This is a genomic window from Paenibacillus allorhizoplanae, assembly GCF_927798215.1.
In the GTDB taxonomy this organism is placed as follows: Bacteria; Bacillota; Bacilli; order Paenibacillales; family NBRC-103111; genus Paenibacillus_E; species Paenibacillus_E allorhizoplanae.
On the sequence record NZ_CAKMMW010000028.1, the window covers coordinates 75,016 to 101,632 of the forward strand.

General features: G+C 46.0%; 21 protein-coding genes. 10 read left to right on the plus strand and 11 right to left on the minus strand.

Features of this window, described 5'->3' with window-relative positions; translation table 11 throughout:
* Genes L6I86_RS30565 through L6I86_RS30575 form a run of 3 tightly spaced genes read right to left on the minus strand, consistent with a single transcriptional unit; the run spans window position 1 to window position 4,322 of the window.
* A complete protein-coding gene (locus L6I86_RS30565) occupies window positions 1–405 on the minus strand; it encodes a carboxymuconolactone decarboxylase family protein (protein ID WP_236292340.1) in 405 nt (134 codons plus the stop codon).
* A 12-nt stretch (window positions 406–417) separates the two neighbouring features.
* Window positions 418–2,040, minus strand: coding sequence for a thiamine pyrophosphate-binding protein (locus tag L6I86_RS30570; protein WP_236292341.1), 1,623 nt, complete (start codon window positions 2,038–2,040; stop codon window positions 418–420).
* A 26-nt stretch (window positions 2,041–2,066) separates the two neighbouring features.
* Window positions 2,067–4,322: an EAL domain-containing protein gene (locus L6I86_RS30575; RefSeq protein WP_338113464.1), complete on the minus strand. Its 2,256-nt coding sequence runs from the start codon at window positions 4,320–4,322 to the stop codon at window positions 2,067–2,069.
* A gap of 278 nt (window positions 4,323–4,600) precedes the next feature.
* Between L6I86_RS30575 and L6I86_RS30580 the strand changes: the two genes are divergently transcribed.
* The 4 genes from L6I86_RS30580 (at window position 4,601) to L6I86_RS30595 (ending at window position 11,683) form a co-directional block, all read left to right on the plus strand.
* Complete coding sequence (locus tag L6I86_RS30580; RefSeq protein ID WP_236292342.1) at window positions 4,601–6,403, plus strand: sensor histidine kinase; 1,803 nt, start codon at window positions 4,601–4,603, stop codon at window positions 6,401–6,403.
* Complete coding sequence (locus tag L6I86_RS30585; protein WP_236292343.1) at window positions 6,400–6,996, plus strand: response regulator transcription factor; 597 nt, start codon at window positions 6,400–6,402, stop codon at window positions 6,994–6,996. Before L6I86_RS30580 ends, L6I86_RS30585 begins: the two co-directional genes overlap by 4 nt.
* A gap of 169 nt (window positions 6,997–7,165) precedes the next feature.
* Window positions 7,166–9,895, plus strand: coding sequence for a hemoblobin-interacting domain-containing protein (locus tag L6I86_RS30590; protein ID WP_236292344.1), 2,730 nt, complete (start codon window positions 7,166–7,168; stop codon window positions 9,893–9,895).
* A 63-nt stretch (window positions 9,896–9,958) separates the two neighbouring features.
* Window positions 9,959–11,683 (plus strand): S-layer homology domain-containing protein, encoded by a 1,725-nt coding sequence (locus L6I86_RS30595; protein ID WP_236292345.1) that lies wholly within the window; start codon window positions 9,959–9,961, stop codon window positions 11,681–11,683.
* Between the two features lie 75 nt (window positions 11,684–11,758).
* Here the strand turns inward: L6I86_RS30595 and L6I86_RS30600 are convergent, their stop codons facing one another.
* From L6I86_RS30600 to L6I86_RS30635, 8 genes are all read right to left on the minus strand, one after another.
* Window positions 11,759–13,231 (minus strand): DHA2 family efflux MFS transporter permease subunit, encoded by a 1,473-nt coding sequence (locus L6I86_RS30600; protein WP_236292346.1) that lies wholly within the window; start codon window positions 13,229–13,231, stop codon window positions 11,759–11,761.
* Window positions 13,224–13,685, minus strand: a complete 462-nt coding sequence (locus L6I86_RS30605) for a MarR family winged helix-turn-helix transcriptional regulator (protein ID WP_056622476.1) — start codon at window positions 13,683–13,685, stop codon at window positions 13,224–13,226. Before L6I86_RS30605 ends, L6I86_RS30600 begins: the two co-directional genes overlap by 8 nt.
* 219 nt (window positions 13,686–13,904) lie before the next feature.
* Complete coding sequence (locus L6I86_RS30610; RefSeq protein ID WP_236292347.1) at window positions 13,905–14,585, minus strand: ABC transporter permease; 681 nt, start codon at window positions 14,583–14,585, stop codon at window positions 13,905–13,907.
* Window positions 14,566–15,501, minus strand: coding sequence for an ABC transporter ATP-binding protein (locus L6I86_RS30615; protein ID WP_236292349.1), 936 nt, complete (start codon window positions 15,499–15,501; stop codon window positions 14,566–14,568). Before L6I86_RS30615 ends, L6I86_RS30610 begins: the two co-directional genes overlap by 20 nt.
* A gap of 15 nt (window positions 15,502–15,516) precedes the next feature.
* Entirely contained in the window at window positions 15,517–16,452 is a 936-nt protein-coding gene (locus L6I86_RS30620) for a sensor histidine kinase (protein WP_236292350.1), read from the minus strand.
* Between the two features lies 1 nt (window position 16,453).
* The gene (locus L6I86_RS30625; RefSeq protein WP_276574916.1) at window positions 16,454–17,152 is read right to left on the minus strand and encodes a response regulator transcription factor; all 699 of its coding nucleotides are present in this window, start codon (window positions 17,150–17,152) and stop codon (window positions 16,454–16,456) included.
* Window positions 17,153–17,222: 70 nt separating this feature from the next.
* A complete protein-coding gene (locus L6I86_RS30630) occupies window positions 17,223–18,017 on the minus strand; it encodes an ABC transporter permease (protein WP_236292351.1) in 795 nt (264 codons plus the stop codon).
* Entirely contained in the window at window positions 18,010–18,756 is a 747-nt protein-coding gene (locus L6I86_RS30635) for an ABC transporter ATP-binding protein (RefSeq protein WP_420851954.1), read from the minus strand. The genes L6I86_RS30630 and L6I86_RS30635 overlap by 8 nt, the downstream gene beginning before the upstream one ends.
* A 609-nt stretch (window positions 18,757–19,365) precedes the next feature.
* On the opposite strand from L6I86_RS30635, the gene L6I86_RS30640 reads away from it, so the two are divergent.
* From L6I86_RS30640 to L6I86_RS30665, 6 genes are all read left to right on the plus strand, one after another.
* Window positions 19,366–20,352, plus strand: a complete 987-nt coding sequence (locus L6I86_RS30640) for a substrate-binding domain-containing protein (protein WP_236292352.1) — start codon at window positions 19,366–19,368, stop codon at window positions 20,350–20,352.
* Window positions 20,349–21,809 carry a sensor histidine kinase gene (locus tag L6I86_RS30645; protein WP_236292353.1) on the plus strand — a complete coding sequence of 487 codons (1,461 nt, stop codon included), beginning with the start codon at window positions 20,349–20,351 and terminating at the stop codon, window positions 21,807–21,809. Before L6I86_RS30640 ends, L6I86_RS30645 begins: the two co-directional genes overlap by 4 nt.
* Window positions 21,784–23,151, plus strand: a complete 1,368-nt coding sequence (locus tag L6I86_RS30650; protein WP_236292356.1) for a response regulator transcription factor — start codon at window positions 21,784–21,786, stop codon at window positions 23,149–23,151. The genes L6I86_RS30645 and L6I86_RS30650 overlap by 26 nt, the downstream gene beginning before the upstream one ends.
* 245 nt (window positions 23,152–23,396) lie before the next feature.
* Window positions 23,397–24,779, plus strand: a complete 1,383-nt coding sequence (locus tag L6I86_RS30655; protein ID WP_236292358.1) for a sugar porter family MFS transporter — start codon at window positions 23,397–23,399, stop codon at window positions 24,777–24,779.
* Between the two features lie 135 nt (window positions 24,780–24,914).
* Complete coding sequence (locus L6I86_RS30660; protein WP_236292360.1) at window positions 24,915–25,406, plus strand: SRPBCC family protein; 492 nt, start codon at window positions 24,915–24,917, stop codon at window positions 25,404–25,406.
* A 36-nt stretch (window positions 25,407–25,442) separates the two neighbouring features.
* Window positions 25,443–26,459: an SDR family oxidoreductase gene (locus L6I86_RS30665; RefSeq protein WP_236292362.1), complete on the plus strand. Its 1,017-nt coding sequence runs from the start codon at window positions 25,443–25,445 to the stop codon at window positions 26,457–26,459.
* The last annotated feature ends 158 nt before the right edge of the window (window positions 26,460–26,617 follow it).

The window sequence follows — 26,617 nt, forward strand, 5'->3', positions numbered from 1 at the left end:
TTATTTGTTAGTAAGGTCTATCCCGCGTTCGTTAAATACCTTTCGTGCTACATCAAGAGCACCACATGCCTTAGGGAATCCTGCGTAACCACCGCAATGCAGGATGATTTCCAGGATTTCCTCGGGTTTTAGCCCAACATTAAGCCCTGCATGAAGATGAAAAGGCAACTGCTCAGTAGCTCCTTGTGTAATCAGAGACGTTATCGTAATCATTTCTCGTTGTTTTAAGTCGAGGATATCTCTCGAGTAGAGGTCGCCAAAACCAAAAGCTACTAATGTATGGCCGAAGTCAGGGAAAAACTCTCCGATTTGTTTAATCATACTGACCCCATGGTCGCCAACCATGGTCTGTAGAGTGTCAATACCAGCTGCATAGCGTTCTTGATTCGTTTTATTCGCCTTCATTATATAACCTCTCTATCCCCTCTTCATCGTTGGAGGAATTTCTTTTGGATCCATAATAATATCAATTACGCTCGTTTGATTGCTTCTAATTGCGTCTTGAATGGCGTGTCTTAGCTCCTCAGCCGTTGTACAACGGTAACCTCTTGCACCAAGAGCTTCACCAAACTTGGCTCCATCTAGTGGCGCCTTGTAAGTAGTCCCCACCGCTCTACCTAAATGGCGTTCCATCCCTTTATCTACCATGTCGATACATTGATTGTTCGCGATCAGAAAGAGCACAGGAGCGTCGTGGTTGACCGAAGTGGAGACCTCCGTCCCATTCATAAACATGCAGCCATCGCCTGTCAAACAAGCGACTGTCCGATGCGGAGCTCCGAATTTGGCCCCAACTGCATAACCAATGGCACGCCCCATAGTGGCGTATACTTCCTCGAAATAAAAAGTACCAGGCACCTTAATGTCAAAATACTTGATAGCATAAAAAGAATGGCTACCAGCATCCCCATAAACTAGCGTATCATCAGGCAATTCTTCACGGAGTATCTCCATAACTTGTTTACCACGCAGCAGCTCACCTGCTACATGGCTAATTTCCATTTCTAAAATATCGGGCATACGCCTTGGTGCTACTGTAATATCGGCGAATGAGAGCAACGCTCGTAGATTACTACGAATGTTTCCGAGTACAGGAGTAGTAGCCACGGATAAAGCTTTCCCTATAAAGCGGGGCTCGTGATCAAAGTGGATAATATGCTTAGGATAGATAGAGGGGGTAAACCCAGGAATCTCCAGATCACTTAGTTGACTCCCGACCACAATCAATAGATCGACTCCCTCACGGAGATAGGCTTCTGAAAGGTCATTCCCACCGAGGCCGTATGGTCCTAGATGTAAAGGGTGATTTGAAAGAAAGACCCCTTTACCTCCTGGCGTTGTTGTTACTGGAAGAGCCCACTTCTGTGCAAAGGCTTCAATTTCTTTGTATGCGCCTAAGGCGTGAAGAGCCCCTCCGATGAATAATAAAGGGCGTTTGGCCTCAGCTAAAAGTGTGGCAACATGATCTAAATTAGAAGCTATGGTTGTAGGATAAGCATCTGGGAGCTTTAATTCAAAGTCATCTATTTGTTCTAATAAGACATCGGCGGGGATGTTTAGATGAACCGGGCCTTTGACACCAGTAAATGCATGCTCCATGGCGTGCTCTAAGTAACTCCTAAGCATCTCTCCACGTTCTACTCGTGCACTGAATTTCGTTACAGATTCGAACATTTTCACAAGATCCGTGCCGAACATTGTACTGTCTTGACCAAGTACTTTTCCAATGTCGCGGATTGGCGGAGAACCCGTCAGGAATAATACGGGAACATTGGAAAAAAGCGCTTGACCCGCCGCTGTTAGCATGTTTATTCCACCTGGGCCGGCTGTGCTAAGTGCAACACCTAGGGCATTCCGTGCTAAAGCATAGCCTGCTGCCGCAAGGCCAGCCCCTTCTTCATGCTTGCTCAGTACAAACGAGATACCCACATTGTCCATCTCTAACACAAGTGGTGTTACAGGCTTACCAGGTATTCCGAACACATGGGTGACTCCCCATTTTGACAAGTGCTTAACTAGAACACTGCTTACAGATGGCATAAGGTCTTGATCCCCCTAAATCTTTATCAGTACAACTTTTTCATTCTAGACATAAGATCCAGAAATGATTTATCGAATTCTTCTCCCGGAAGTGGGGGACTAAAGTAGTAGCCTTGAACCTCATCGCATTTTTGAATTTGCAAGAAGCGAAGCTGTTCTTTCTCTTCTACACCTTCAGCAACGACTTCTAGATTCATACTGTGGGCTATGGCAATAATAATGCTCACAATGTTAGTCCCATTAGAACCATTGCCAATATCTCTGACAAAGCTTTGGTCTATTTTTAATCGATCAATTGAAAAGTTTTTCAGATAATTAAGAGAACTATAGCCGGTCCCGAAATCGTCCATACTTATTTGAATGCCTAAAGAATGCAGGTTACGAAGCATAGGTATAGCATGGTTTACGTTCATCGTCATCGTTTCAGTAATTTCAAGGTCCAAGTACTTAGGTTCTAAACCCGTTTCATCCAACACGTTTTTTACCACATCGACAAGAGCATCATCCAGGAATTCCTGTGATGATAAATTTACGGAGACTCGAAATGGAGGGAGGCCCTGATCTTGCCATTTCTTGTTCTGCATGCAGGCGGTTCGTAAAACCCATCTGTCGATCTGAGTGATCAAGCCTGTCTCTTCGGCAATTGGGATGAAATCGTTAGGCGGTATTAACCCCTTAGTAGGATGCTGCCAACGGACTAGCGCCTCTACACCTTTAATTTCACCGCTTCTAATATCCACTTGAGGCTGATAGTACAATCGGAATTCATTATTCTCAATAGCTTTCCGTAGTGAACTTTCCAAAGCCATTTTCTCGCGTGTCGATATGTTCATATCAGGCGAATACAGAGCATACATGTTTAAGCCGCGATTCTTTGCACTATACATGGCCGTATCTGCTGTTATCATTAAATTCTCAAGGTTATCTCCATCTTTCGGATAAATAGAAATACCCGCACTTGCTGTTAAATGAAATTCGTACCCATTTAAATTGTAGGGCATGTTGAAAATATGAAGGATGGCTTTTACCCGATCTAAAACCTGTTCCTCACGCGTTATGTTAGAGAAGACGAACATAAATTCATCTCCGCCCATTCTGGCTACAAACTCACCAGGCTCCAGAATATCTTGAAGCCGTGAAGCAACCATAATGAGAATTAAGTCACCGCTAGAGTGACCTAACGTATCATTAATAATCTTGAAGCGGTCTAAATCTAAACAAACGATGGCAACCTGATGGTCTGCAGCTTGCGTCTGTTGAATTAATTGGGTAACTCTATTCATATAATATCGACGATTGGGGAGCTTGGTTAAATCGTCATGATTAGCTAAATAATTATAGCGCTCTTCAGCTCTTACCCGTTCAGTAATACTTCTAAATTGTCCAAAGGCGCCTAGTAACTGCTTTTTCTCATCATATAGCGGATAAGCATCGAATAAGCAAACTAGCCGATCTTCTGTAGAACTTTGCTCAAAAGTCATTTGAACGTCTTCGAATGTTTTTCCATTTTGAATAACTTCGTATATATATTCGCCCATGGAGGCTAGTTGTTGAACTTTTGTACCTAACATGTCTTCTTTAGATTTCCCCGTAAATAATTCGGCGTACTGGTTAAAGGTAATAATTTCTCCATCCCGATTCGTCAAAATAATGCCATTACGGGTATTGTCCATAATAATTTGGTTTAAAATATTTAGTTTTCTATTCTGCTTGCGTAATAGGAGTTCTCTTTCAATCGAATCTACCGTAGTTGCTAGCATTGTTAGCAGCATGGGATTCTGGAACTCTTTAGCAGTCATGATGACTAAGCTTCCGAGAAGATCATTGACGTCTGTATAATGGAATGCAACAGCATAGCAAGCGCTTTCGTGCAAGTATTCGTGATAATGATCATCACCAATAAGTTGGATGGGGGACTGGTTATATTTTAAAGCCATATTTACAACATTGGTTCCCATGCTAGCTTCAGTAAATTGCACACCTGAACTAATTCCTAGTTGGTTGATGGTTTTTTTTATCGTTTCATCACCCATCATATGAAGGATGAAACCTGTATCATTGGAAACAGAAAGTAGAAGTGGAGTTCCTTTAAGATGATGAAGAATTTTTTCTCCAAAGAAACTTACGACTGATAAAATTTCTTCATATTCTTCCCTCTTATTCCTCAATTCATCGGGTGATAGAATCTTCTGGGGATATGGAATCTCTTTAGGATTCATGCCTATGTGTTCACAAAACAGCTTGGACTCTTGTATAAATTCAGGTTTATTTGCTGTTATCACGATTAAGCCCCCTAGTTACCGCATTACCTCATTATTACATAAGTATTTAGTAAGTTTCATAAATATTGTAAACGATCCCTAATGCTTTGTCGATAAATGTCTAACATAGTATGAAGATAAAATTACATTTATCAATGGATGGTGAATTATAATTTATAAATTGTAAACATTTAGATAAATACTTTACATTTTTCGATAAAATCCAACAATTTTCGCGTTAGATTTGATAACATAGAACATGAGGAATGAAAGAGGGTTCCTGCATGGGGGTTAGAGCAATGAGTTACAATGCGTATTTATCCGTACTCCTAATTGCCGCGACCTGCTGTTCATTGGTTATTGCCTATCTTTGTTGGAAAAGAAGAGAGCTTCCCATTGCAATCAGCTATGGTTTAGGTGTGTTAACGGGAGCGTTCTACACCTTCGGCTACGCTTTTGAAGTCGTTAGTACATCGTTAGAGCAAATCCGTTTTTGGCTGCGCATCGAATATATCGGGATTCCATTTGGCACCATCTTGTGGTTCGTACTCGTTCTACAGTATACAGGTCGACAAAAATTTGTCAGCAAATGGGTTGTTTCACTCCTCATGATTGTACCGATGATCACCTTTATTTCCCATAATACGAATGAGTGGCATCATTTATTTTATTCAAGTATGAGATTAGATTACTCCGAAGGCTTCCCTCTCGTTATCATGGAAAAAGGACCGCTATACAAGCTGCATGTTGCTTACTCGTATTCATTTTTGGTAGTCGGTATGGGCATGTTGATCCAAATGTTCCGTAAAGCAACACCCCGAATGAAGAAACAAATCGCGTTTATGATTATTGGTTCATGGGGTCCGTACGGCTTTACTTTGATTTATTTAAGCGGCTTATTCTACCTGCCAATCGATATTTCTCCATTCGGCTTTATATTCTCAGGCATCTTCTATTTATGGGGGATCTACCAATTCAATATGCTGCGGTTAGCGCCTTTGGCACTGCAAAAGGTATTCGCCTCCATGCAGGATGCAGTAATGGTGTTTGATTTGGATAACATCCTGACGAGCTTCAACCAGTCAGCTAAGCGTGTTATTGCAGGCATTGATCCGAATTGGATCGGGCAGCCAGCTGGTCAGGTTTTCTCTCAATACCCGGTTCTGCTTGAAAGGGTATTACAGGGACCCTCAATGGAAAGTAAAATTCCAATATCGGGTTTAGCAGATAGGCGATTCTATAATGTTCACATGTCCTATATTCATGATCATGCGCAAAAGCCTGCCGGCAAAATGCTCTTGATAAGCGATGTCACGGAAATGGTACGATCGGAGGAGATTTTACGCGATAATGCTAAGCAATTAAGTGAACTGAATACCTTCAAGGATAAAATGTTTAACGTCGTGGCACATGATATTCGTGATCCATTGGCTGTCCTTATCAATTTAGTAGAAATTATGGAAGACGATTTGCATGATGTCGAGGGGGATTATGAAGAGATTGTACTTGAAATGAGCCAACAGATTCAGAATACGTTTACGTTGGTAGAGAGTTTACTCGACTGGTTTCGGAGTCAGAGGGGTGGCATGATTTTCAAACCAGTTGAACGAGACTTGGCTCAAACCGTACAGACAAACTTGCGCATGATGCAGGTCCGCAGTGAGAGTAAGCAGCTTGAGATGATCAATGAAATTCCTGTGGATACTTTCGTGTACGCAGATAAAGAAATGCTGGATCTCATTATCCGTAATTTGTTATCCAATGCGATTAAGTTCACGGCTATCGGAGGCACAATTCGGTTACGAGTCGCCTATGAAGCAGATGTCGTCGTTGTTTCGGTTAGCGATACAGGGGAAGGTATGACCTCTGATCAGGCGAATACGCTATTAAAAGAGTCCTATCCAGCTTCGTCAATGGGAACCGCTGGAGAACGAGGTGTCGGACTGGGGTTAACCCTATGCAAGGAGTTTGTTCACCTAAATGGTGGGGAAATCTGGTTCGAGAGTGTACCCTTGCAAGGAACTACGTTTTATTTCACTATACCAACAAGACCTGGGGCGTCAGCAAAACTAGCAGGTTATGAGGGAGGGCGAGAGAGATGAAAGTCATCCTGATCGACGATGAGAAGGCGATGCATCTCATCATGAAGCGGATGCTCGCCAAAATGACAGACATCGAAGTTGTGGGTTGCTTCTTAGATGCGAAAGAAGCTTACGCATACTTAACCACACATGAGGTGGATATGGTTTTCGTAGACATTAGTATGCCGCGGGAAAATGGCTTAGAGTTTTCGGAGCGTGTGCGGGCGAGTAGGCGAGCGACTAAAATTGTGTTCATAACCTCACACAAGGAATACGCCTTATCTGCCTTTGATGTATATGCCTTCGATTACATCGTGAAGCCTGTTGTACAGGAGAGATTGGTTAAAACGGTGGAGCGGGCTCGTGCCGAGATAGTGCCAGACATAGATAGGATGGTTACTCCATCCGAATCTCTCATCGATCCACTGACGAATCGGGAATTGGACATCGCTTTAGCCATCGTAGATGGGTTGTCCAATATGGAAATTGCCGAACGGTTCGGACTCACGGAAGGTACGGTAAAAGGACACATCAATCGTTTGTATGGGAAGTTAGGCATCAAACGACGCGTACAAACAGTTGCTAGAATGAAAGAGTTGAGAATGCTGCCGTAATAGGTCTAGCTGCATAGGAATCATGAGCCCATACGTGACAAAAGTATGGGTTTTTCGACATTTATTTTCATAACTATAACTTTAGTTACATTTTATTTATGGGTGTAAAGTCTATAATTGCCAGTAGAAATAGAGTTTCGACAAAAATTGATAGGAGTGAGATTGTTCCATGATAAAGAAAAATCAGGGATTAAGGAAGCTAGTGTTGGGAAGATTATTATCTTTTCTGCTAGTTTTAGCGGTGGTTATCTCACCATTTAGTACGAGCTTTGCGGGTACGGCTTATGCCGATAATGACCCAGCACTTACCGTGAGTGCAGCTGCTAGTGATGACAACGAAGATATAGTCCTGACATTCAACAAACCTGTGACTTTGCTGAATGAGAACTTGATTGAGTATAAAGGAACGTATGATGGTTTCTTTTATGACGATTTTTGTAACGCACCTGATGTGAATGGGGTAACTGTAACGTTACACTTAGATTCCAATTTGTCAGGGGATAGCAACCAAATTCGCATCAAGGCAGGTGCTTTTGAAGATCAGACATCTGATATCATTAGCAATGTGTTCGCTGCACATGATTTGGGTACACCAGAGAATGTTAGCACGGCGATTAACAACGAGCGCGATCTCGTAACGATAACTTTTAACGGGGAAGTACAATCCGTATTGGATTATGTATATAAGTCTGTGGATTATAAACTAGCTCGCGGCGGCGAATATATCCCTTTTACAGCTGCGGATCAGGTTGTACTATCTGGCAATACAATGACTATCCACTTCCAAGTACCTATAACTGAAAAGCCGACGATTAGAATCGCAGCAGAGTCATTGCAATTTGTTGGTGGAAACATGAAGACAAATGCAAGCGATCTATGTATCCGTTTGAATGCAAATCCGATCGAGTTTGAACGGAATGATTTAGATGATGGAAATATAATAACGAATTCAGAGTTAAAGTTGTACCTTTCCCAGGATGCTTTCAGTACGGGAAATACGGATGCTTTAAAGGCAGCTGTAACGATTTCAAAATATAATGAGACTACAAGTGAGTTTGGAGTGTACGCAGCATTAGCTCCAAATGATACCGTTTCTATTGACAATGATGGTTGCAGTAATCTTCGTATTCATTTCTTCGAATCGTTGACACCAGGCAAATATCAGGTGAAGATCGCGGCAAATACGCTGAAAAATAGCAACGGTATCGTAACTGCTGACGTAATCAATTCCGATGAGATTACCGTTGACGATCATAATGCACCTGTTTATCAAGGTTTTGAGGTCAATGCAGACGGTCATGTCGTGACGCTGAATTTTAATAAGGCAATTTTTGTGAATCCGAATGAACAAAATTGTAGTTGGAATTGGGGTTGGGTGTGCACACCTAGACCATTAGCTGAGTTCGTTTATTTTAAAACAAGTGAAAATGGTTTTCAACAACTAACGAATTACGGGACTGCGCAAACAGACGGCAATAAATTAATTATCACCTTAAATTCAGCACTTTCAGGAGCTACAAACAAGATATCCATTTCTGAGAGAGCATTAATGGATGAGGCAGGCAATGTTCTAAACACAGGGATCACAACGAATTATATCGATGTCACTGGCATTGGTGCACCTCAGTATGTTAGTTCAACCATTGACAACCTGAATCACGATTGGAACTTATATTTTGACAAAAATGTAAAGATCAATACAGCATTTGTTGGTGACCTTAAAGCAGCGATTACCCTTTCGAAGGATGATGAAGCTCTCACACCGATAAATACCGTTACATCCATTACGTATAGTGAGAATAAAGTTGTGCTGCATTTCGTCAACGCGTTTGTTGATAGCAATATTCAGCTTCATGTATCAGCCGGTGCGTTTACATCTGAAAACAATGTAGATCTGACAGATGCGATTACAACGGAGCCAATTTCGCCAAATAGTTATTACGAGCCTCAAATGTACTATCAATTCTTGGTATCTCAGCATTCAGTGAAAATATATTATACGACTCGGCAAGGACATCTGGTTGACAATACAATCAATGGAACGGGTTCTCATCTCAAGGATTATGTAACCTACTCAACGGATAAAGGCGTGACGTTCTTACCTCTTCAATTGGAGGATGGCGTTATCCTAGACGAAAGTAGTATTACTGTCTATTTTTCACAGGTCATCGAAGGCAATTTGCAAATTAAAGTTGCCGCAAATGCGCTTAAAGATTCAACTGGCGTAGTATTGACTACTGATACAGTAACGGAAGATCTGAATACAACGAATAAGCCTCCATATTTAACGGGATCGTTTTTCAGCAATGCGACTAGTGTTCTAACATTCGATGAAAACGCAACTTGGAGAAGTAAAATTCAACGTGTTGTGTTAGCAGAGGGTACCTATAACTGGTCTGATCGAACTTTATCGCCAAGTGAGTATACGATTAGTGCGGGGAAATTAACCATTCGTCAAGGAGTTCTAGAGAAGGATTCTTATTATCAGATCAGAATTTACTCAGACGGGTTTAACACTAGCTACACAAATGGAATGAATGCTATGAATAGTCAAGATTCCTACTATATAACGCCAGTGAGAGTAGATACGATTAGTGGAATAACGGCTAAGGTGAAGATTGCAGAAAATGAGGACGGTGGACATTTGCATGTCATTTTCCAATTGATGAATGATCAAACACCGGTTAGCATTGTTGCTGCGGAATCAGATTATTTTAGATCAGGAACATTCACAGCCAACTTTAACGTAGCAGATGCAGCAACGAACGCTAAGTATAAGGTGAGAGCTTTCGTAGTAAGTGAGTATAGCAACAGCCCATTAAGTGTTGGTGTCAACTTAGCGAAGCAAATCTCTGACGCAGAATTTGATGCATGGTTCGGATATCCAAATGAGTCATAAAAACACATTGAAACTGCCCATTCGGGCAGTTTCAACAGTTACAGAAAGTGAGGAAATAAACCAGTGAAACCTTTAAAGCTGATTCTGAGCTCATCCATAGCGCTATCCATAGCATTCGCTAGTACAGCCATAGCGCCTCTATCTGCACTAGCAACACCAGCGCCTCAAGTCACCATCGCGCCAATTACAGCGATAACTTTAGGCGGAACAGTAACGATAACCGGGACATCCGCGAACGCGGAAGTGATCTTGAAGGTGATTGGTCCAACGGGAAGTGTGTTCTTCTTCGATGCTCCTAAGGTTACGAATGGCACATTCACAGATACGTTCATTGTGGGCAGCGGCGAACTTGCAGGGACATATAAAGTGGTTGCAGGTTACGGAGATACGGTAGATACGGAAGATTTTATTGTTAATGCATTACCAACTGGCGGAACCGGTGGAACTGGCGGAACTGGCGGAACTGGTGGGACTGGCGGAACTGATGGTGCAGGAAGTTCCACAAAGCCAAGCAACATCATCACAACCAGCAATGTCCAAATCAATCCCGATGCCATCAAATTCAATAAAGTGACTGTTCCTGACGGGAAGTCGACGACTACCGTGACGATTGATAACAAATTTTTAGGCGATGCGTTTGTTCAGCTTAAAAACCAAGGCAAGACTGAAGAGAAGCAAATCATTGCGATCAAAATCAATGCGGTTGAAACGAACGGAAAGACAACGATTGATATTCCAGCTTCAGTGCTTGTAGAAGGTATGAAGAGCGCTCCCGACGCTCAAATCCGCATTTATTCCGGTAAGGAATCCTACTTACTTCCTTTATCGGTGCTGGATATTGCGGGCCTTGCCAAGTCTTTGGGTACAGATAGCTCCAGTGTAACCCTTCACCTTAACATTTCGGTTATGGGGACGGATCTGGAGAAGCTGATTCAAGAGAGCGCGGGAGAAGAAGGCGCAACCTCGTTAGGGCACTCCGTTGATTTCAGCATTACGGCTGAAAGCAACGGCAAGAAATTCGATGTGAACAATTTCGGAAGCGTCTATGTGGAGCGTCAAATCGTATACACAGGAACCGTTAAGCCGGAGAACGCGACAGGTGTGCTTTATGACCCCGTAACAGGTGAGATTACCTTCGTGCCTACGACATTCACGGTGAATGCGGATGGAACAACAGAAGCGAATATCAAAAGAAACGGTAACAGTATTTATTCCGTGGTTACTTCCTTTAAATCTTTTGAAGATATCAAAGGACATTGGGCGAAATCCGACATCGAATTGCTAGCTTCTAAGCTGGTCGTTAGCGGGGCAACCGATGCAAGCTTTGCTCCTGAAGCGAATATCACACGCGCTGAGTTTGCAACGTTGCTTGTACGTGCGTTGGCCCTTACGTCAAACGCAGGCGCAGCCTCCTTCAAAGATGTAGGCGCTAAGGATTGGTTCGCAGGCGCTGTTGGCGCAGCTGTTCAAGCGAAGCTTGTTAGCGGCTTTGAAGATGGTTCTTTCCAACCGAACGCACCAATCACCCGTGAGCAAATGGCCGTGATGGTAGCAAAAGCATTGAGCGCTGCTGGTAAAACAGTTGAAGGACAAGCTGAATTTTTGAACAAATTTAATGATAACTCACAAATTAGTGATTGGGCGAAGACGTCCGTTTCACAATCCGTGAAAGCGGGGATTATCTCCGGTATGACGGATAGCACATTCGTACCATCAGCCAATGCTAGCCGCGCACAAGCGGTTGTTATGCTGAAGAGATTGCTGCAATATGCGGAATTCATCAACTAAAGAACATAGCCAAAAAGGTCATCTTTGCAGATGACCTTTTTTGTCGTTCTATTCGAAAGGAAGATTTTTGCTCCCTTATGCAGCTTTTTCTACATTAGGTTCTTCAGCTGGGGTAGTCTTTCTAATAAAGAAGGCCAGCACCAGCGCGGCGAGCGTCATCCATGTTGCGATTTCAAAGGAGAAATTGATCCCATATACCGTAGCATGATGCGTAACGTCGGCCATAGCTACGGCGTCTTTTGGATCGATTTTGCCTGCGACAACAAGGTCTTTCGCACGGGAAGTTGCTGTGTTCGTCATAATTGTAACGAGAAGTGCTGTGCCGAGCGCCCCCGCGACATTCCGTAGTGTCTGGGACATTGCCGAACCATGCGCGTTCAGACGTCTTGGCAGTTGATTCAAGCCTGCTGTTTGAATGGGCATCATCAGCATGGACATACCGAACATCCGAAGGGTGTAAATCAGCATCAGATGGGAATACGTAGAATCAACAGTAAGGTGACTGAATTCGTAAGTTGTAATCGTTGTAATCGTCAAACCGATGACAGCCAGCCAACGTCCTCCGATTTTGTCGAAAATAATACCCGTCACAGGGGACATAATGCCCATCAGGATAGCACCTGGGAGTAGCAGTAGTCCAGAATCCAACGGTGAGAATCCACGGATATTTTGCAAGAAGATTGGCAGCAAGACCATTGCAGAAAACATCGCCATCGTAATGATGACATTAATGACAGTGGTTAAGGAGAACATGCTGTATTTAAACACGCGAAGCTCGAGGAGTGGTTTCTCTATTCTAAGCTCACGCCATACGAATAGAAGTAAGGCTACCGCACCAATAATTAAGCAACTAACAACCGTGGCGCTGCCCCAACCATCGGAGCCAGCATCACTAAATCCGTATAACAATCCACCGAAGCCGAGAGTAGAGAAAATGACGCCAAGAATATCGAATTTAGGTGTAGACGTTTTGATCACGTTTTTCATGGAAAAAGCGCCGAAAATCAATGCAAATAAGGATAATGGCAAAATGATATAGAACAGCACACGCCAGGAATGATGCTCAACGACCCATCCAGATAAAGTCGGTCCAATTGCAGGTGCACAGATCATGGCAAGACCCATAAGACCCATGGCTTTCCCACGTTCCGCAACAGGGAAAATCGTTAGGAACACGATCGTCATCAGCGGCATGAGAATACCAGCGCCAATCGCCTGAACGAGACGCCCAGTCAATAAAAGGCTAAAGCCTGGGGAGAAGGCACAAATGATGGTGCCAAGTGCGAAAAATCCGGATGCTGCTAAGAATAACTTTCGCGTCGTAAAGCGAGAAATGAGAAAGGCACTGATCGGGACGAGAACACCGTTCGCGAGCATATAACCATTGATCAACCATTGAATGGTGTTTTCATTGACATTCAAATCCTTCATCATGCTCGGCAAGGCAACATTCAATAAGGTTTGAGCTAAAAGGGCGACGAAAGCCGCGATCAGCAGGGAGGCAACAATCGGGCCTCTTCGTAGGGTATTCGTGACTGCATTACTCATACGTAGAATCTTCCTCCAGTTCTTGGTGCAGGATGCGCACAATTTTTTGGTGAATACGAAGCAAACTGTCGATTTCATCATCGGACATTTGCAAGAGCGGAGACATGCGCTCCACTTGGTTTTCTCGCACACGTTGAAGCAACAGCTCGCCCTTGTCTAGCAGTTTAAGGGTGACCGATCGGCGGTCTGTACTGGATTGTTCGCGGGATACCAGTTGATCTCTGACCATGCGATCGATAATGCCGCTCGTCGTGCTTTTGCCCAATTGAATGCATTCGGCTAACTCCGATAGCGTGATGCCAGGTTTCTCGCTCAGCTTTCGAAGGACGAATGATTGAATCGGTGTGATATTTAAATGCTGGTAAGCTTTACTCATCACCTGGTGAAAGGCTTGTTTGACCTCGCGCGCGGACCGAATGATTTCAAGGGTACGCTGTTGCTGCTGATCGTCCATGTTCATTCATTCCTTCAATTAAATTTCGTGGGCGAATAATTCGTATACGAACTATTATAGAAGCACTGATAAAGTACTGTCAAACTGATAAATTTGGTTGTTTGTCCTAGTTTGTACAGATAGATGGACATCATGCAGTTCATAGATAGTGAAAAAAGCCCTCTCAAAGCGAGGAACGCTCAGATACGGGCTCAATAGGGTAATGTTTGAATAGCCGACCTACAACTGACTCCTCCGCACGCCTGCGTAGGCCATAAGAACCCCGATAGTGAAACATACCAAGGCTGCCATCATAAAGATACCATAACCTTCTTCGACAGAGAGGTTATTGACGATCACCATTGAAGAGTTAGCGAGAACGAATGCGCTGACGATCAAAGCTGGCATCGTCTTCCGAAACATGCCGAAGTACAGTGGGATTAAGGACACACTTGCACAGGTGAAGGCGAAGATGAGCATGCGAATCGCCTCTGCGATCAGCCTATCATGGGTCAACGTTTCGGTCATGTAATGAAAGTGTGAATTGGCAATCAGGAGTGAGATCACCACAAAGATATTGTTGAGTAACTCTGTGGCGAAGGTCCAAGCTCCAATAATGATTAATTTGGCTAAGAAAATCATATTTCGAGGCACGGGGTAAGCGAAGAGTAGAGTAATCGTTTTGTTCCGATACTCATCGATGACCATTCGGGACATGAGCACGGAAGCGAAAATGATGAAGCTAATACCGGAATAGTTCATAATACTCTGGAAAACGCGGTCATAGGTTCTGACTTCATTATTCGGCACGTCACTGCCAATAACCCAGAGTGCTACTAGGAGATTGGTGATCATGGCGCCAAGCAATAGCCCGCGCCACTTCGTTTTCTTCAGTTCCAGCTTAATGAGCTTCCAAAGCATCACGGTTTCCTCCTTCGATGACCCCGAGGAAATAGTCTTCGAGCGAGCGGGTCTTCTTGTTCAGCGCCTCAACGCCAATCTCATGCTGCACGAGTAAGCGATTAAGCTCGACAGGTGCAAGGCGGGGATCATAGATGCGTATGGTGCTGTTATCCATAATTTTATAATTAACGATAGCCAGCTTATCTTCCAGGACAAGCACAGCCCGCGGCACATCCGTCACGACAATTTCTGTATACTCGTTATGCCGTCCACGCACCTGTTCCATGGATACCTCTTCGAGCAGCTTCCCATGGTTAATGACGCCGATCGTATCGGCTAATTGCTCAATTTCCTGTAAAATATGACTAGAAATGAGCAGCGTCATGCCAAATTCCTTGCTCAACATGCGAAATAGATCGCGGATTTCACGAATCCCCGATGGATCCATGCCATTGACGGGCTCATCGAGGATGAGCAACTCGGGCTTCGTACAGATGGCCCGGCCAATGCCAAGACGCTGCTTCATACCAAGTGAGAAATCCTTCACGGGCTTATTGCCAATGTCGGACAGTCCAACGAGATCCAATGTTTCGCTTATAGCATTTTTATCGTAATAGCCCATATATTCGCAGTGCAGCTCCAAATTAGCGCGTGCAGTCAGATGGTCATAGAAGATCGGATACTCAATAATGCTGCCCATCCGTTTCATTGTTTCGTAAGAGTGGGGGGTTAGTGGAGCCCCGAACAATTCAATTTCACCGCTAGTCGGCGGGATTAGATTCGTAAGCATACGCATGACCGTTGTTTTGCCCGCACCATTCGGGCCGAGAAAACCGTAGATCTCCCCGCGACGAACGCGCATGTTGACACCGGAGACAACTTCGGTCTTTTTGTACAATTTAGACAATTGTTTGGTTTGAAGAATGATACTCATCGGATCAGGTTCCTTTCAAAAGCGGATTGTGGGAAAACGGACCGTAAATACGGTCTTCACATGGGGAATACTCTGCAGGGAAATACTCCCTTCCATGAGTTCAACTAACCGCTTTGTAATCGTGAGACCTAGGCCGCTGCCCTGATAGGTCTGGTTTCTGGAGTCTTCCAGCGTGTAAAGGCGCTCAAAGACATTCAGGCGATCTCGTTCGTCAATCCCCTTTCCTTGATCCCACACGTCGATATAAACGCTAGTCTCATCTTGTCGCAACGTGATGCCAATAATCCCGCCATCGTTTCCATAACGGATTGCGTTGGAGAGTAGATTTTGCAGCACACGCCCGAGTGCCTCCGTATTCCCATACGCATAGATCGGCTCTTCGGGTATGGCGACATCGACTTCGAGACCTTGTGACTCAATTAATTCGTAATAGAAAAGAATGCCGTTCCGGCAAGCCTCACTCAGATTGATTTTGGATAAAGGGACAGGTCGATCACCGGATTCCAGTCGCGCTAGATCGAAAAACTGATTCGTCAGATTGAGGATGTCGAGCGTTCTTTCGTGAACCTTGAGGGAGAGACGCTTCCGCTCCTCCTCGCTGGCAGCGTGGTCATGCACGAGTGTTTCTGTCAGGCCGAGCACAACCGTAAGCGGTGTTTTCAAGTCATGGGACATGTTGGCGACCATCTTTTTGATCGCATTTTCCTTGCGGGTATAGTCAGCTTCCACTTTGCGATTCGCATCGAGGAGTCGATTTATGACAATGAGTAAGCGTTGGAGCTGGGTGGATTCGGTATGAAGATGAACCTTCTCTGAAGATTCCTGATCGAGAATATCGGTTAGTTTCGTTTGCAAATAGCGGAGATGACGAGATTGGTCGATTCTGATCTTCCTTTGAACGAAGATAACGATCCCAAGAAGGATACACAGGCTGGGCCATACAATGTCCATATCAGAAATCCCCCATTTTGTAACCAATCCCCCATACGGTCTTAATGTAGCGCGGGTGCGCCGGATCGTCCTCAATCTTCTCCCGTAGGCGGGAAATATGGACCTGAATCGCATTCACATCGTCATAATAAGCGTCATTCCATACCGATCGATAGATTTGCTCCTTGGAGAAGGCGCGTTTGGGATGGGACATCAATAGTTTTAAAATAAGAAGCTCCTTCGCCGTGAGGTTGAGGGTCGTATCATTTTTGGTCACGAGATGCTCATCGGGATGAAGCGTCAGCTCATGAATACGCAACAAGGCTTGCTCAACCTGTGCTGAAGGACTGGCATATTGGGAAGCCCGCCGCAAAATCGCTTTTACACGTGCCGACAACTCAATAAGGGAGAATGGCTTCGCCAAATAGTCATCAGCTCCAAAGCCGAGACCCAATGCTTTCTCAACATCACTATCTTTCGCAGACAAAATGAGTACAGGCACAGTACTTCCGCTCCGTACCTTGCGCAGCACTTCCATGCCATCGACTCCAGGCAGCATCAGATCCAGCAGTATCATATCAAAAGCTTCCTCGGCAAAGAGCCGCAGCGCCGCTTCCCCATCAGGGGCATGTCGAACGGTGAGACTCTCTTTGGTTAAATGGCCCAGGACCATTTCAGCAATTGCCGGGTCATCTTCTACAAGCAAAATGTGATTAGCCATGTCATTTCCACCTTTATGTCATATGCTTCCAGTATACCGCTTTGTCCGCTCATAATGAAACGAATGTAGCTTATATAGAAACATCACGCTTCGCGAACACATACCAAGCTAGAGCGAGGAAGAGCAGCTGATAACAGGCCAACATCATCAAGGAAAAAGGTAAAGACATACTGGCTATGAGCGGTTTGCCATCCACATAACTCAGCAAATTCGTGTTGGCAAAAATCAGAAATTTGGACCATTCAAATTGTTTGAGCACGTAGGCTAATTGCCCGCTGGTCAATAAGAAGAACAAGGAAATCCCGATGGCCATGGAACTTGCACGAAAAACAGAAGAGAACATGAACGCTAGTGTGACCATGACAATCATTTCGATGCCGCTGTAGCCGATAGCTTTCCAGGAGTAAGCCACATTCGAGAACGCAGCCCCGGCATGAAGCTCGGAAGCACCGTCAAATCCGAAAAACATGCCACCTGTAAGAAAAGTGGTCAATAAAAGCAATAGCATTAGACCTAACCCGAACAATAGGACGGTCGTGAACTTGGAAAGTAAGATCGTTGAGCGGCTGAAGGGTCGGATCAGTAGTAATTTGATCGTACCGCCGGAGAACTCGGAGGCTACGATGCCCGCGGCAACGATAATCGTAAACAACGTGACAATATCCATGAGATTTGGAATGGCGGAAAGACACAAGTCTAAGAATTCCCACACATTGTTCACGGTAAGCTCGTCTTGATTTGCATACTTACAGAGAAAGGCTACTGCGATAACAAGAATCGGAATGAAGGCGATCATCACCCAAGTTCCGATTTTGGTGAAGATCTTAATGCCTTCATTTTGCACGAGTTTGATGAAATTAAGCATAGTTGGCAACCTCCGTGAGCTCGATATATTTCTCTTCGAGTGTTTGTGTGTTCGTCTGCGTCTGAAAGTCTGCAAGTGCGAAGGTCGTTCGCAAACGCCCTTCGGTTACGACGCCGAAGCGGTCGCACATTTGCTCCATTTCGGCGAGCAGATGAGAGGATACCATCACCGCGATGCCTTCTTCAGCGGCCAGTTTACGGACGAGCTGGCGCATTTCGCGGATGCCTGCGGGGTCAAGACCGTTGGTCGGCTCATCGAGGATGAGCACGGCGGGCTTATGGAGCAGGGCTTGGGCGATGCCCAGCCGTTGGCGCATGCCGAGCGAGTACGTCTTCACTTTATCGTGAATGCGGGCTGACAGCCCGACTAGCTGCACGATCTGGTCGATGCGGCTCTGTGGGATATTTCCGACCATGCGAGCGAATTGCTTCAGATTTTGCATACCGGTGAGATGCTTGTAGAGCTCCGGATTCTCGATAATCGCACCGACGTGTCGAATCGCTTCCCGGAAGCTTGTGCGAATGCTGTGGCCGCTGATTGCGACATCGCCGTCGCTCATACCGATGAGGCCGACCATCATACGGATGGTTGTTGTTTTGCCAGCACCATTGGGCCCGAGGAAGCCGAATACTTCGCCAGGAAAGAGCTCAAAACTAATCTGATCCACGATGTTCTTATGTCGAATCCGCTTCGTCAGATTGCGTACTTCGACAACGGGTTGAATGCTCAAACGGTTCATATGTGTACCTCCAATAAGTTTCATACGCTTATCTTACTAGACACATCATGCAGGACTCTTTCCTAAATCTTACGAAAGTCTTTCGATGTGGAGGGGGGTAAGGGGTGCGGGTTTCTGAGGTCTCACTCAAAACTTACGCTAAACTCTATAAACACTCTTGGGGGTTCTCCCCCAACGCAACTTAATGGAAAATATGCAGCTAATTCTGCTGATTTCAGCCCAATTCTCTGCTTAACTGGAAAACATACAGCTAATTCGAACACATATGCACCATTGAGCTGGATATAGAGGAATTACCTGTATGAAATCCATCTAATCCAGAAATCGAGGCAAAAATATCGAAAATAGATGGAGGTTTTCCAGCTAATCAGCAACTTGCTGCTCTTTACTTGTATCCCATTCCGCGACCACACACTCCTTCACTTTCTCATCCAAATCTACCTAGACGCTCACATTTTCTCATTTAGATCCTCAGCCCCACTCTAGACTTCACAAGCCCCCCTAAAAGTTCCTCCTTATGGCAAACCCTGCATGTGCAACCCTCACCGGGTTCATACTAATCAAAATGCGTCCTCTAGCGGACGAATGCGCTGATTAGGAGGTGACACCATGCGGAATAGAAGCTGGACGCTCGGTTTGCTAGGCTTATTTCTCGTTTTTTGCTATGTGATGCTTCAATTCCTCCTATCCACCGTGCATATTGGCGGGCTCGTCGGGCAGATGGAGCCGCAGAGCGAAGTGGAAAAGTCGTTCAAACACATTGTGCTCATCGCCCAAGAGCTGGACAACCCATTCTGGCGAACGGTCGAGAAGGGCGCGAGTGAAGCCGCAGCAAGCCGTGGTATGAAGATTGATTACTTGGGTCCAATCCGTATCAATCCAACTGAGCAAACGAGCCTCTTGGAGAAGTCGATTGCAGCGAAACCGGATGCCCTTCTTGTGCAAGGGATTAAGGAGCCGCAGTATGACATGTTGATCAGCAAAGCGATCGATCAAGGCATTCCTGTGGTTACGTTAGATGCGGATGAACCGGACAGCCGAAGACTGACCTATGTGGGCACAGATAATCGGGAAGCGGGAAGACGGATGGGGGAGCTCGTAGTAGGGGCAGCAATCGGCAAGGGGCGAATCGGCGTTATTATCGGGAGTGAGCAGGCAGAGAATCAGCAGCAGCGTTTAGAGGGATTCCGCGCTGCTATTGCGAATATGCCCTATTTTGAAATTATAGATATCCGCGCATCGAATATATCCCGCATTCAGGCCGCGAAGCATACAGAGGCGATGCTCAAACAATATCCCGCCATTCAGACGATGGTGGGTTTCAGCTCCTTAGATGCCCCAGGCATTGTGGAAGGGGTGAAAGCAGCGCATCGGAATGACACGCTCGTGTTCGGCTTCGATGATATCGCAGCGACAAGGCAGGGGATCCGCGAAGGAACCATCAAGGCTTCCATTGTGCAGCAACCACATGAAATCGGTTCTGCAGCTGTCCAGCTACTAGCTTCTCATTTCCTAGGTAGCGCATTACCTCAACAACATGTTATAGGCACCTACATCCTCGATGCGAAGACGCTAACACCTGTGAGTTCCCCGTGAACATACGTCGCATGTTGTTTATTGTGCTGCCTGCGTTGTTTATTTTGAATAATGCCGTGGCTTACTTCATCTTTCATAGTGGCAGATCCGTACAGGAAAGCTATAATGTTATGCTCAATCGGGTATTATTGTACAAGCAAATTGCCGGGCAAACGCAGGACAATCTTCGTGCTATGAACGGCTATATCTTGGACCGAAGCGAGGAGAGCCGGTTGGCCTTTTTACGCCAGAAGGAGGCGTTGGAGGTATTGCAGCAGAAATTAGCTTCACAAAACACGATTCCAGCGACCGATCTCACGTTCCGCAGCTATACCCATATGGTCGATACCTTCATGACACAAGAAGCAGGCGTGATCCAAGCAACCAGCAGCCCAGATCCGCTAGCGTATACAGCCTTTTATGAAGAAGCAGAACGGACAGCGACATTCATACAACAGGAAGGCTACCAGTTGATTGATTTGGAGTTGAGCTACTATCAGCCACTCTATCGGCAAATTTTGATCCAAACGGAGGGGATGAATCAGTGGGGTGTCGTTATTTTCATCCTGACTACCTTGATCAGTATTGTGCTTGCTTATCGCATTTCATGGGGTATCTCGAGACCGATTGGTCAGCTGGCTCAGGTAGCGCAGCAAATGTCCAACGGTGATCTGCATGCACCCATTCCTCACTTGCCTGCAGAGCATGAGTTTGGCGTGTTAGCACGAGCTTTTGGACATATGCAAGATAATCTCAAAGCGCTTATTGTGAAGGAAACGGAAGGATTGGAGAAAGACAAACAGTTGAAAGAAATGGAGCTCGAGGTGTTGCAAAATCAAATGAACCCGCACTTTCTCTTCAATTCCTTGAATGTGTTGTCCAAGCTTGCCCTGTTGGAGGGCGCAGAGCAAACGAGCGATTTGACGGTCACCATGTCGAATCTACTCCGCTATAATTTACGAAAGCTAGATCGACCTGTGAGGCTTAGGGATGAGGTGGAGCACGCCAAGCAATATTTCACCATCCAGCAAGCAAGGTTCCGAAATCGCATACAGTTTGTGCTGGAGATTGACGAGGGCGGACTAGACGTTCCCATACCGATGCTTACGCTGCAGCCGATACTTGAGAATGTGTTCGTACACGGCATCGAGGGAATGGAAGAAGGAGCCGTCATTCAGCTTACGATTACACGAGGGAGCGGTGAAACGCTAGTCGCGATCTCAGATAATGGGGTAGGAATGAGCGAGGAGATCCGTGAAGCGCTGCTTGATGTGGATGGGGAACTTCAGGTTCCCCACCCCAGTGGCCAGTCCACAGGTTTAGGAACACGAAATGTGTTCAAACGATTAGCTTTATTTTATGGACAAAAGGATCTCGTCCGCATTCAAAGTGATCCTGGCCGAGGGACGAAGGTCGTCTTGCGGCTGCCCGCCGATGGAAAGGAAGTTGGAGATGTATCGCTTACTGATCGCCGATGATGAAGCATTAGAGAGAGAAGGCATCGAATGGATCGTCGGACGGATGATGCCAAATACATTTGAGGTCATTCATGCGGAGAACGGCCGTATTGCCATTCAAAAAGCGGACGAGCACCGTCCCCACATCATCCTGATGGATATCCGTATGCCAGGTATTCAGGGATTAGAGGCATTAAAAGAAATCAAAGCGGGACATCCCCAGACGAAAATGGTCTTAGTAACCGCCTATGAGCAATTCGAGTATGCCAGAGAGGCGCTATCCTTAGGGGTTAAGGACTATCTAGTCAAGCCGGCCAAAAGGGATCAGATTGTTGAGCTCCTGCAGCGCTTAGTTGCCGAAATCGAGCAAGAAGGGCGGAAGCGGGAGGGGGAGCTCGCGATGCGGGATAACTATTTTCAGTTGCTCCCTTTGGCCGAAACGGAAATGGCGCTGGTCATTATGTCCGATTCTGTGAATGAAACAGATGCCGGGTATTTGGCTGAAATACTGGAAATCTCCACCGAACAGGGATGTGGGCTAGTAATTGCTCTGCCAGAGTTGGGGCATATATCCGACAAGGAAGTAGGTGCTGCTAAAAAGAAAATCTACGAAACCGTCAAAACCTTCACGAAAGGTTTTCTCAAGAATCGCGTCGGAAGTGTAGTCAGCTCGATGGTGCATTGGCATATGGCCATCTTTCTAGTAGACCGCGCTCAGCTGAATACGGAGGTTTTGCGAGAAGAAGCGGCTTCCCTAGGTGTGAAGCTCGTAGAACATCTGCGGCAAGTACGTAGCATTGATGTGAATATTGGCATCGGATCCATTCGATATGAGATGGAGGGGATCCGAACGTCCTACTTGGAAGCGGTATTTGCAGCGACCTATGATAAAAAGTGGGGCAACCTGCGGTCCTTCGAGGAACTGAAAGGGCTCCCTGCGGAAGGGCAACGGGGTTTGGGCGAACAGCGTACCGCCGACAATTCATCGGAGCGCACCTACGTGGAGCTAGCCATTCGGCGAATTCGCGAGGAGCGTGAACACCAGACGTGGACGGTGCTAGATCGCGCGCTGACTTACATTCATGAGAAGCTTCAGGAGGACATTTCACTCGAGGATGTGGCTGAACTTGTCCACTTGAATCCCCACTATTTTAGCAAAGTGTTCAAACAGCAAACCGGAGAAACTTTTATCGACTATGTCACACGACTGCGTATTGAGAGGGCCAAGGAGCTCATTAGCGAGGGTCAGCTTAGTCTGAAGGAAGTTTGCTATTTGGTCGGATATAAAGATCCGAATTATTTCAGCCGCGTATTCAAAAAGGTAACAGGTGTTACCCCTACGGAGTACCGCACGGGGCAATAAGGGAAAATAGTCCATGCTGATGCAAGGACTATTTTGCTATTTAGGGACAAGAATGTGCTAGCCGGAGGCTGAGGAGAGGCATGAGTCTGAATCGGATTATTTTTATGCTGGTATATCACAAATTAGTGCAGGGAATGGTTCACCAGCTGTCATATTACCCATGCTATAATGAGTCTCGCTTCACACAAAATGTAAGATTAAAGACTCGCATGAAGGTGCGGTAGACGTCAGAAGGGACCATCATTATGAGTGTACAAATAGACAATTCAAGTCAACAAGTTAGCATAAAATTCGTCACGCTTGTCTCTATCGTTGCTGCGCTCGGCGGGCTTTTATTCGGCTTCGATACGGCCGTTGTATCAGGAGCGGTGGGTTTCATGAAGGAACGCTTTACGCTTAGTGAAGTGGAGGTAGGTTGGGCGGTTTCCAGCTTAATTATTGGGTGCATTGTAGGTGCAGCAGCATCTGGTGTTCTGAGTGATCGTTTTGGTCGAAAAAAGGTTCTCATTGCAGCGGCGCTGCTTTTCATTATTGGCTCTATTGGATCTGCGATCCCGGATACGTTCACGGGGTATATTATTGCGCGTATCATTGGCGGACTCGGCATTGGGATCACCTCAACGCTTTGCCCACTGTATAATGCGGAGATCGCACCTGCGAAATATCGCGGCCGACTGGTGGCATTGAATCAATTTGCTACGGTGACGGGGATTTTCCTCGTGTATTTCATCAATACCAGCATTGCGAATCATTCCGATGAGGCCTGGAATATTGCGTCGGGCTGGCGTTGGATGTTCGGCTTCGGGGCATTTCCTGGCTTAGTGTTCTTAGTGCTGCTATTCTTTGTACCAGAAAGCCCAAGATGGTTGATCAAGCAAGGAAGAGCTGCCGAGTCACTTCCGATCCTGCTGCGCATTCATGGAGAAGAACTGGCTAAAAAAGAAGTGATGGAGATCAAGGAATCTTTTAAACAAGAAAATGGCTCCATTCGCCAACTGTTCAGCCCAGCGCTGCGGCTTGCGTTAATCGTAGGTGTGGGTTTGGCCATTCTCCAGCAAGTGACGGGCATCAACGCCGTTATGTACTATGCGCCAGAGATTTTCAAACAAACGGGCACAGGCACGAATGCTGCGCTGACGCAGACGATTCTGGTCGGATTAATCAACTTTCTCTTCACGATCCTTGCGATATGGCTCATCGATAAAGTGGGCCGGAAGGTGCTGCTGCTGGTCGGTTCTGCTTCCATGACGATCTGCTTAGCGGTGATTGGCATTGCGTTCCACACGGGTCACACATCAGGGAATCTTGTACTCGTCTTTATCCTACTTTACGTAGCTTCCTTCGCGGTGTCCTTAGGGCCCGTTGTTTGGGTGATCATGTCCGAAATTTTCCCGAATCGTATTCGCGGCAAAGCCACGGCTATCGCATCGATGGCGCTGTGGATCGCAGATTATGTGGTCTCGCAGACGTTCCCTCCACTGCTTAGCTCTGCCGGTCCAGCGATAACCTTCTGGATCTTCGGCATCCTTTCCTTGGTGACGTTCGTCTTCACCATGCGCGTTGTGCCCGAAACGAAGGGTAGATCTCTGGAAGAAATCGAGTCCCTATGGTCCGCGAAAAAAGCATAAAAGCTTGAACAGAAAGGCCGGGGCCCTAACCTCGGCTTTTTTGGTTATTTCTTGATTTAAACCCGCATCTACAGGTAAGATGAAGCTAGGACACTCGGTTGTACTTTTAATAGGACAAAATGGAGGAGGCATCGCATGATAGCTGATCTGCAACCTGCTCAAGGTGGATATTTGGCCCATTATGAGCGTCATTGGCAGCATGGTGTGAAGGAAGTCTGGTCATGGTTGACGGAAAATGACAAGCTTACGCAGTGGTTTCCCGAGTTAGAGGTAGGCGAACTCCGTGAAGGCGGCATGATAAAGTTCAATATGCCGGACGGGACGGTTATTCCCATGGACATTCTTGAGCTTAGCCAAGATCAGGTGTTGGCTTTTGCGTGGGATGAGGATCGCGTTCGTTTCGAACTTCATGCGGAGTCAGACGGTGGATGTCGTCTCGTGTTCAGTGAGTACTTACATAAGATAACGGAGCACACGCCAAGAGATTTGGCTGGGTGGCATGTGTGTTTAGATGTGATTGAAGCGTTGCTAGCGGGTAGAACGATTGCCTCACGTAAGGATATGTGGAATGACTGGTATGTGAAGTACAAGCAGCTGACAGACACAGTTCTGACGAGTCAGGCGTAATACATACATGGATATGGGGATAACGGAGGCGAAATCATGAAGGCACTATTTATTGGCGGCACGGGCACCATCAGCTCGGCGATTACGAAACAACTGCTAGCCGCAGGTTGTGAGCTATATTTGTTGAATCGAGGCACGCGCAATGCGGACTTGCCAGAAGGTGCGCGTATCCTGCAAGCGGACATTAATGACGAGGAGCGCGTAGCGCAGCTAATCGCGGATTTATCGTTCGATGTGGTCGCAGATTTTATCGCGTTCGAGCCGTCCCAGCTGGAGCGGGATTACCGTCTTTTTCAAGGTAAAACGAAGCAGTTCATCTTCATCAGCTCGGCTTCCGCGTATCAGACACCATTATCTGATTACCGGATCACGGAAGGAACGCCATTATCCAACCCCTTATGGGCATACTCTAGAAATAAAATCGCCTGTGAGGAGTATTTAGTGAAGCAGTACAGGGAACAAGGCTTTCCGATAACAATTATTAGACCGAGTCATACGTATGATGAGCGCTCAATTCCTCTTGGCGTCCACGGGACGAAAGGGAGCTGGCAGGTGGCCAAGCGTATGCTGGAAAACAAGCCTGTGATCATTCACGGTGACGGAACATCGTTATGGACGATGACGCATAATAGTGATTTTGCAAAAGGCTTCATTGGTCTCATGGGCAATCTTCACGCCATTGGGGAATCTGTACATATTACATCGGATGAGACATTAACGTGGAATCAGATCTACGAAGCGATCGCTGATGCGCTTGGCGTGAAGCTTCACGCGGTGCATGTGTCGTCTGAGTTCCTTGACGCTTGCAGTGCACAGGACTACCGTGGAGGCTTGCTTGGGGATAAAGCGAACTCCGTTGTTTTCGACAACGCAAAGTTGAAACGGCTTGTGCCCGAATTCGTGGCTACAACGCGATTTGATCAAGGGATGAAACGGACGATCGCTAATATTTTAGCTAATCCTGAGCTGCAGCGGGAAGATCCGGAATTCGATGTGTGGTGCGACAAGGTCATTGGGGCACTAGAGTCTGCGAAGAAAGCGATTCTCGCGTAAAAGAAGAGGCACCCGGAGGGTGCCTTTTCAAATGTTATGGGGTTTGGTAAGGATGCTTACCCAATATGTGCGTCTAGGAAATCACACTTCACGTGATTTCCCGCTTACCGTTCGCAGCCCGTCGCCCCCGTCCGCCGCCTCTGCCCACCGCTCCCACC